Raw genomic sequence first — 6045 nt, forward strand, 5'->3', positions numbered from 1 at the left:
GATCCCCGCCGTCCTCGCCGCGGGGCCCGCCGGCGTCTCTTGCAGCGTGGTCACTTGACGGCGACCTGCGAGACGTCGAGGACACCGGTCCAGTCGCTGATGACGACGTTCTTGACGTCCTTGCCGACGAGCCGCTTGTAGACCGGGTGGAAGAGCGGCACGTCGAGCGCCTGCGTGCCGATCTTCTTGTCGAGCGCGCCCCAGCGCGCGGCTGCGGCGTCGAGGTCGGTCAGCTTGTTGATCTCGTCGATCTCCTTGTTGACCGCCGGGTCGTTCAGCAGGGCGTGGTTGTAGTTGGAGCCGTCGGTGACGATCTGCCGGCCGTCGAAGATCGGGGCCAGGAAGGGTCCGCCGGCCGGCCAGTCGGCGCCCCAGCGGGAGATGAAGAATCCGGGCGAGCCCTTGCCCGCCCAGCGCTTCTCGTTGAACGCGTTCTTCTCGAGGCCCTCCAGCTCGACCGTGATGCCCGCCTTCTTGAGCGCTTCCTGGACGGCGGTGGCGACCTCGGGGCTGGTCTCCCGGTTCTGCGCGGTGGAGTGCGTCAGCGTGATGGTGAGGCCGTTCGGGTGACCGGCCTCCTTCAGCAGTTGCCTGGCCTTGGCCGGGTCGCCCGTCGCACCCGCCGGGAAGTGGTCGTACTTCGTGAAGCCGAAGGACTTCTGCTCGGGCAGGAAGGTGGTGGCGGGCTCGGCGAGCGCGGAGCCGCCGGCCGCGTTGATGACACTGGTGCGGTTGACGGCGTACGAGATCGCCTGGCGCACCTTGATGTTGTCGAACGGCTTCACCTGCGGGTTGAAGGCGAGGTAGTTGGTGTAGCCGAAGTGGCCGGTGCCGACGCGGCCCGCGAGCTCCTCGTCGGAGCCGATCTGGGCGAGTTCGGCCGGGCCCAGGTTGGTGTCGGTGGTGACGGCGGCGGCGTCGGCGCCGGAGGAGGTCGACAGCCGCTGGTTGATGACGGCCTGGTCGAGACCCGAGCGGACGTCGATCTTGTCGGGGTAGGCCTTGCGCTCCTCGTCGGTCTTCTCGGACCAGTGCGGGTTGCGCTCCAGGACCAGGCGCTCGCCGTCGTTCTCGTTCCTGACGACCCTGTACGGGCCCGAGGAGACGGGGTGCTCCTCGTACTTCACGCCCGTGTCCTTGGCCTTGGGCACCGGCGCGAACTGCGTCTGCGTGGCGACGAACGGGAATTCGCCCTCCGGCTTCTTCAGCTTGAAGACGATCGTCTTCGCGTCGGGCGTGACGATCGAGGCGAGGCCCTTCCCCGTCTTTCCGTCAGATGCAGCCTTGTAGGGCCCCTGGTAGGTGTCGCCGCCGATGAGCCAGTCACGCAGGTACGGGGCTCCGCCGGAGAGTTCGGCGGCGAAGGAGCGCTCGATCCCGTACTTGATGTCGGCCGTCGTGATCGGCGTGCCGTCCTCGTACTTCAGCCCGTCCTTGAGCGTGAACGTCCACTCGGTGGCGTCCTTGTTGGGCCGGCCCGTGTCGGTGGCGAGGTCGGGGACGACCTTGGCGCCGGCGGCGCCGTCCTCGCGGTTGCGGGTGGTGAGCGTGCGGAAGACGAGGGAGGGGACGTTGCCGCCGCCCGAGGTGTAGAGCCGGGCGGGGTCGAAGTCCGCCTGGGCGTCGCTGTTGAGGACGGTGAGCGTGCCGCCCCTCCGGGGCTTGCCCGCGGCGCCGGCTCCGGCGTCGGTGCCCTTGGGCCCCGCGCAGGCGGCGGCGCCCGAGGCCACGACAAGGCTGACGGCGGCCGCTGCCACGCGGCGCGATATGAGGGACGGTTGACGCATCGGAAGAAGACCTCTCGGTGTGCTGCTGATGGTGAGGGGAGCTGCGGGAACAGCGATGAATTCCACGCAGGCAGCACGGCACGGCGAGAGCCGGGAGAAAGAACGAGCACACGAAATGCCGCGCCTGCGAACGGAATTGAACCCAGGCGCGGAATTGCGGCGGTGAAAGAGGCCGACGCGCGCTCGGGCAGGCGTCAGCGACAGAGGATGTCGGACACGGTGTGCCCGGTCACGCCGATGAGCGCCAGCTCGATGGCGGCGCGATCGGAGACGACGTGACGGTGCGACATGCCGAGAAATATGAACGACCGCGTGTCCGATGTCAACGCGCGATGGGTCATTCCTGAGACTGCGGTCTCAATTACTGGGACGCCCGGACTCAATCGCCGGGATACACCCAGGGGTTGGGGCGGCACTTGATCCCGTCGATGTCCAGCGACTTGGTCTGCTGCTGCATCACCGGGGCGAGGGCGCCGGGCGTGCGGCAGTTCACATGGTCGTGCCCGAGGCGGTGTCCGACCTCGTGGTTGATGAGCATCTGGCGGTACGTCAGCATCGCCTTGGCCCCGTAGGTCTCCGAGCCCTGTGCCCAGCGAAACGCGTTGATCATCACACGCTCGGTCTTGGCGGAGTCGCAGGAGACATTGCCTTCGGCGGTGTCCAGATCGGACTTGGCGCACCAGGTCGCCGTGGTTCCCGGGCTGGCCAGGGTGATGACGAACTTGGGCTCCCCCGAGGAGATCCGCTCGAACGTCATGGCACCGCCGTGCGCCCAGCTCCGGTCGTCGTTGAGAGTCTTCTGGACGGCCTCCGCGAACAGCTTCCCGTCCAGGCCGAGCCCTTGCTCGACATCCACGCGGTAGCGGATCTTCTCGCCCTTGCCGGGCGCCTTCTCGAAGCCGGGCACGGCGTCGAACTTCCCGGAGCCGCTGAGCTTGGGGTCGAGCGGGAACTGCCGGGTCATCAGCTGCGCATAGGTGGGTGGCGCTGCCGGCGCGGCCGGCGCCTCCCGGGGCGGGACCGCCCGCTGGTCCGAGCGCGACGCCGAGCCGTTCTCCGCGTTCCTGTCCGCGCCGTCGGCGGCCTGGGTGGCGGGCGTGTCCGGACCGGTGTCGGTGACCTGTCCGGCGACGACGACCGCGAGCACGGTGGTCACGGCGGCTGCCGCGATCCCGGTGAAGGTACGGCCCTTGCCGGCCTTGGCGGGGGATTCCTCGGGGGCGGCGCCGTCGGGAGGCCCGGGCCGCCGCGTGTCCTGCTGCTGCTCATCGGCGGCGGGCGCGTCGAAGGCTTCGACGAATTCGCGCCGCGGCCCGGGGATCCTGGCCCCGGCACCGATCGGCGGCCCCTGACGCCCGGGCGACGGTACGACCGGGTGCTGCCCGGTCGCGGTGGCGGTGTGTCCGCGGGGGACGCCCTGCCAGTCGCCGTAGCGCTGCGGGCCGCCCGGTGGGGTGCCCTGCCGGGTGCCTTGCGGGGAGCCTTGCGGGGAGCCCCAGCCTCCGCCCGCCTCGTACTGCTCGGGATGGCCGCCGCGCACCTGCGGCACGCCGTGCGCCGGGGTGCCGTACGCCGCCGGACCCGAGTGCTGGTCCGGCGCGCCGGCGGACCGCCGACGCCGGCCGGAGCCGGGGGTCTCGGGCGTCGTCGTGGTGCTGGTGGTGGTGCTCCTGGTGTCGGCGGCCTTGGGTGCGGGGCCCTTGCGACTGTGTCGTCCCACGCCCCGGATCAGCTCCTACCGCTGTCGTCGAGTAGTTCCCGTACGGCCTCCGCGACCGTCTCCGGGTACTCCATCATGGCAACGTGCCCGGCGTCCGGGAGGGTCAGCAGTCTGGAGTCACGGAACGCGGCGCACGCTCTTCGCGCCATACGGTACGAGACGAGCTGATCGCGGCAGCCGTAGACCAGCAGAGTCGGCGCGAGCACCCGCTCCGCCTGGCGCCACAGCCCATGCTGTCCGCCCAGCGTGTACGCGTCAACGAGACCTCGCGTCGAGCGCGCCATCACGTCCCAGAAGTACGGCAGCTCCAGCCGCCGCTCCATCTCCTCCACGGCGTCGCGGAACGCCTGGTCGGTGACCCGGCCCGGATCCCCGTAACAGAGGGACAGCACCCCGCGGACGCGCATCTCCGCCGTCCAGCCCTTCGTCAGTCTGCTGAACAGCCCGGTGACTCCGGGCATCGCCATCAGCGCGGTGGGCCAGGCGGAGCGCTGGGCGCGGAGCTCCGGCAGCGCGGGCGAGATCAGTGTGAGGGTGCGCACCAGATCCGGGCGGACGGCCGCGACACGCGTGGTGACGGCGCCACCCAGCGAGTTGCCGATGAGATGCACGGGGCCGCGACCGCCCGCGTCAAGCATCCGGATGACGGCGCGGGCATGGGAGGTGATCGAGTACCCGCCGTCGTCCGGCGGCGGGGAGTCCCCGAAGCCGGGCAGGTCGACCGCCTCGCCGTCCACGGTGTCCTCGAGCCGGCGCATCAGCGCCGTCCAGTTCAGCGAGGAGCCGCCGAGCCCGTGGACGTACAGCGCGGGGGGCAGTCCCGAGCGGCCCGGGGGGCGGGTCCGGACATTGAGCGTCAGTCCTGGCAGCTCGACGGAGCGCAGCTTCTCACCCTCCGCGACCCGTACGGCACGGACCCGCGGAGCCGGTGCGGCGGCGCGGGTTTCCGGCAGCTCGGTCGAAGACATGGGGGCAATGTTACGAGACGATCACGCGGCGCATCCTGTGTTCGCCGTCACAGATCGCATAGCGTCGGGGAGAGCTTGCTCCTAGGCTCGTAGTGGGCGTATTAGCCCCAGGCCCATGAGCACGGGAAAGGGATCCAGATGGCTGTCGACCCGACGGACCCGGAAACCTTCGCAGAAGACGATCAGGGCCAGTCGCTCACATCCGACGAACTCGACGAGGAGACCCCGGAGGCCGACGCCGCGGAGCAGCACACGGAGCTGCAGCAACGCCGCGACGACCCGCTCACCACCATCCACCCGGACACGGCGAACGAGGCGGATGCGGCGGAACAGGCCCGGGTGGTCGCACTCGACGAGGACGACTACCGCTGATTTGTTTGGATTCCCAGGATCTCCAGCTACCGCAGGCGTCCGGTACGTGAAATTCTGCGCTCGCACCGCGCGCACCACGGTTACCCAAAAGTACGATGGCGGGCGCGAGCGCACAGCGCGCGCACGCGACACTGTGCTTGTGACATCGAACGTGGGAGGCGGCGTGACAGCCATCGAGCAGACAGAGGCGGCCCGCCCGCGAGGCACCCGCCTGCCGCGCCGTGCCCGACGCAACCAGCTTCTGGGCGCGGCCCAGGAAGTATTCGTCGCCCAGGGGTACCACGCGGCGGCCATGGACGACATCGCGGAGCGCGCCGGCGTCAGCAAGCCGGTGCTGTACCAGCACTTCCCCGGGAAGCTGGAGCTCTACCTGGCGCTGCTGGACCAGCACTGCGAGTCGCTGCTGCAGGCCGTGCGTACGGCACTGGCGTCGACGACGGACAACAAGCTTCGGGTCGCGGCGACGATGGACGCGTACTTCGCGTACGTGGAGGACGAGGGCGGCGCGTTCCGGCTGGTCTTCGAGTCGGACCTGACGAACGAGCCCGCGGTGCGCGAGCGGGTCGAGCGGGTGTCCCTGCAGTGCGCGGAGGCGATCTCCGACGTCATCGCCGAGGACACCGCACTGTCCAAGGACGAGTCCATGCTGCTGGCCGTCGGGCTGGGCGGTGTGTCGCAGGTGGTCGCCCGGTACTGGCTGTCCAGCGAGTCCGCGATCCCGCGCGACAAGGCGGTGCAGCTGCTGACCTCGCTGGCGTGGCGGGGTATCGCCGGATTCCCGCTGCACGGCAGTGAGAGCCACGGCGACAGCCACTGACGGGCCTGTTCGCTGCCGGCGTGCACGGCTGATCCGTGTCACGTCGCCTCACCGGGCTAATGTGTGCTGGTACGGCGCGGCTGACCGCGCATCGCTGACCGTTCGGAGGGACATAGCCGTGGAGGTCAAGATCGGCGTGCAGCACGCGCCCCGGGAGATCGTTCTGGAGAGCGGTCTGACCGCCGAAGAGGTCGAGCAGGCGGTTGCCGACGCGCTCTCCGGCAAGGCACAGCTGCTCAGCCTGACGGACGACAAGGGCCGCAAGGTGCTGGTACCGGCGGACCGCGTCGCCTACGTCGAAATCGGCGAGCCGGCCACGCGCCGCGTGGGCTTCGGCGCGCTCTAGACCACACATACGGAAGGGCCCGGCGGGACTGCCCC

Annotated in this window: 7 protein-coding genes; 3 read left to right on the top strand and 4 right to left on the bottom strand. The window is 70.1% G+C overall.

Annotation, left to right across the window (positions count from 1 at the left end; all coding sequences use genetic code 11):
- Positions 1 to 50 precede the first annotated feature (50 nt).
- From ACWGI8_RS37440 to ACWGI8_RS37455, 4 genes are all read right to left on the bottom strand, one after another.
- On the bottom strand, positions 51 to 1787 hold the full coding sequence (locus tag ACWGI8_RS37440; protein WP_453667899.1) for an ABC transporter substrate-binding protein: 1737 nt from the start codon (positions 1785 to 1787) through the stop codon (positions 51 to 53).
- A gap of 194 nt (positions 1788 to 1981) precedes the next feature.
- Positions 1982 to 2077 (bottom strand): Ms4533A family Cys-rich leader peptide, encoded by a 96-nt coding sequence (locus ACWGI8_RS37445; RefSeq protein ID WP_453667900.1) that lies wholly within the window; start codon positions 2075 to 2077, stop codon positions 1982 to 1984.
- Positions 2078 to 2166: 89 nt separating this feature from the next.
- On the bottom strand, positions 2167 to 3507 hold the full coding sequence (locus ACWGI8_RS37450) for a DUF3152 domain-containing protein (protein ID WP_453667901.1): 1341 nt from the start codon (positions 3505 to 3507) through the stop codon (positions 2167 to 2169).
- 8 nt (positions 3508 to 3515) lie between these two features.
- Entirely contained in the window at positions 3516 to 4475 is a 960-nt protein-coding gene (locus tag ACWGI8_RS37455; protein ID WP_453667902.1) for an alpha/beta fold hydrolase, read from the bottom strand.
- A gap of 138 nt (positions 4476 to 4613) precedes the next feature.
- On the opposite strand from ACWGI8_RS37455, the gene ACWGI8_RS37460 reads away from it, so the two are divergent.
- From ACWGI8_RS37460 to ACWGI8_RS37470, 3 genes are all read left to right on the top strand, one after another.
- A complete protein-coding gene (locus ACWGI8_RS37460) occupies positions 4614 to 4847 on the top strand; it encodes a hypothetical protein (RefSeq protein ID WP_453667903.1) in 234 nt (77 codons plus the stop codon).
- A 163-nt stretch (positions 4848 to 5010) separates the two neighbouring features.
- The gene (locus tag ACWGI8_RS37465; protein ID WP_453667904.1) at positions 5011 to 5664 is read left to right on the top strand and encodes a TetR/AcrR family transcriptional regulator; all 654 of its coding nucleotides are present in this window, start codon (positions 5011 to 5013) and stop codon (positions 5662 to 5664) included.
- Between the two features lie 118 nt (positions 5665 to 5782).
- Positions 5783 to 6010: a DUF3107 domain-containing protein gene (locus ACWGI8_RS37470; RefSeq protein ID WP_453667905.1), complete on the top strand. Its 228-nt coding sequence runs from the start codon at positions 5783 to 5785 to the stop codon at positions 6008 to 6010.
- The last annotated feature ends 35 nt before the right edge of the window (positions 6011 to 6045 follow it).

The sequence above is a fragment of the Streptomyces sp. NPDC054841 genome (genome assembly GCF_053611045.1).

Coding starts and splice junctions, on each gene's coding strand:
- ACWGI8_RS37440 (WP_453667899.1), bottom strand. CDS start 1,787: ATGCGTCAACCGTCCCTCATATCGCGCCGCGTGGCAGCGGCCGCCGTC.
- ACWGI8_RS37445 (WP_453667900.1), bottom strand. CDS start 2,077: ATGTCGCACCGTCACGTCGTCTCCGATCGCGCCGCCATCGAGCTGGCG.
- ACWGI8_RS37455 (WP_453667902.1), bottom strand. CDS start 4,475: ATGTCTTCGACCGAGCTGCCGGAAACCCGCGCCGCCGCACCGGCTCCG.
- ACWGI8_RS37460 (WP_453667903.1), top strand. CDS start 4,614: ATGGCTGTCGACCCGACGGACCCGGAAACCTTCGCAGAAGACGATCAG.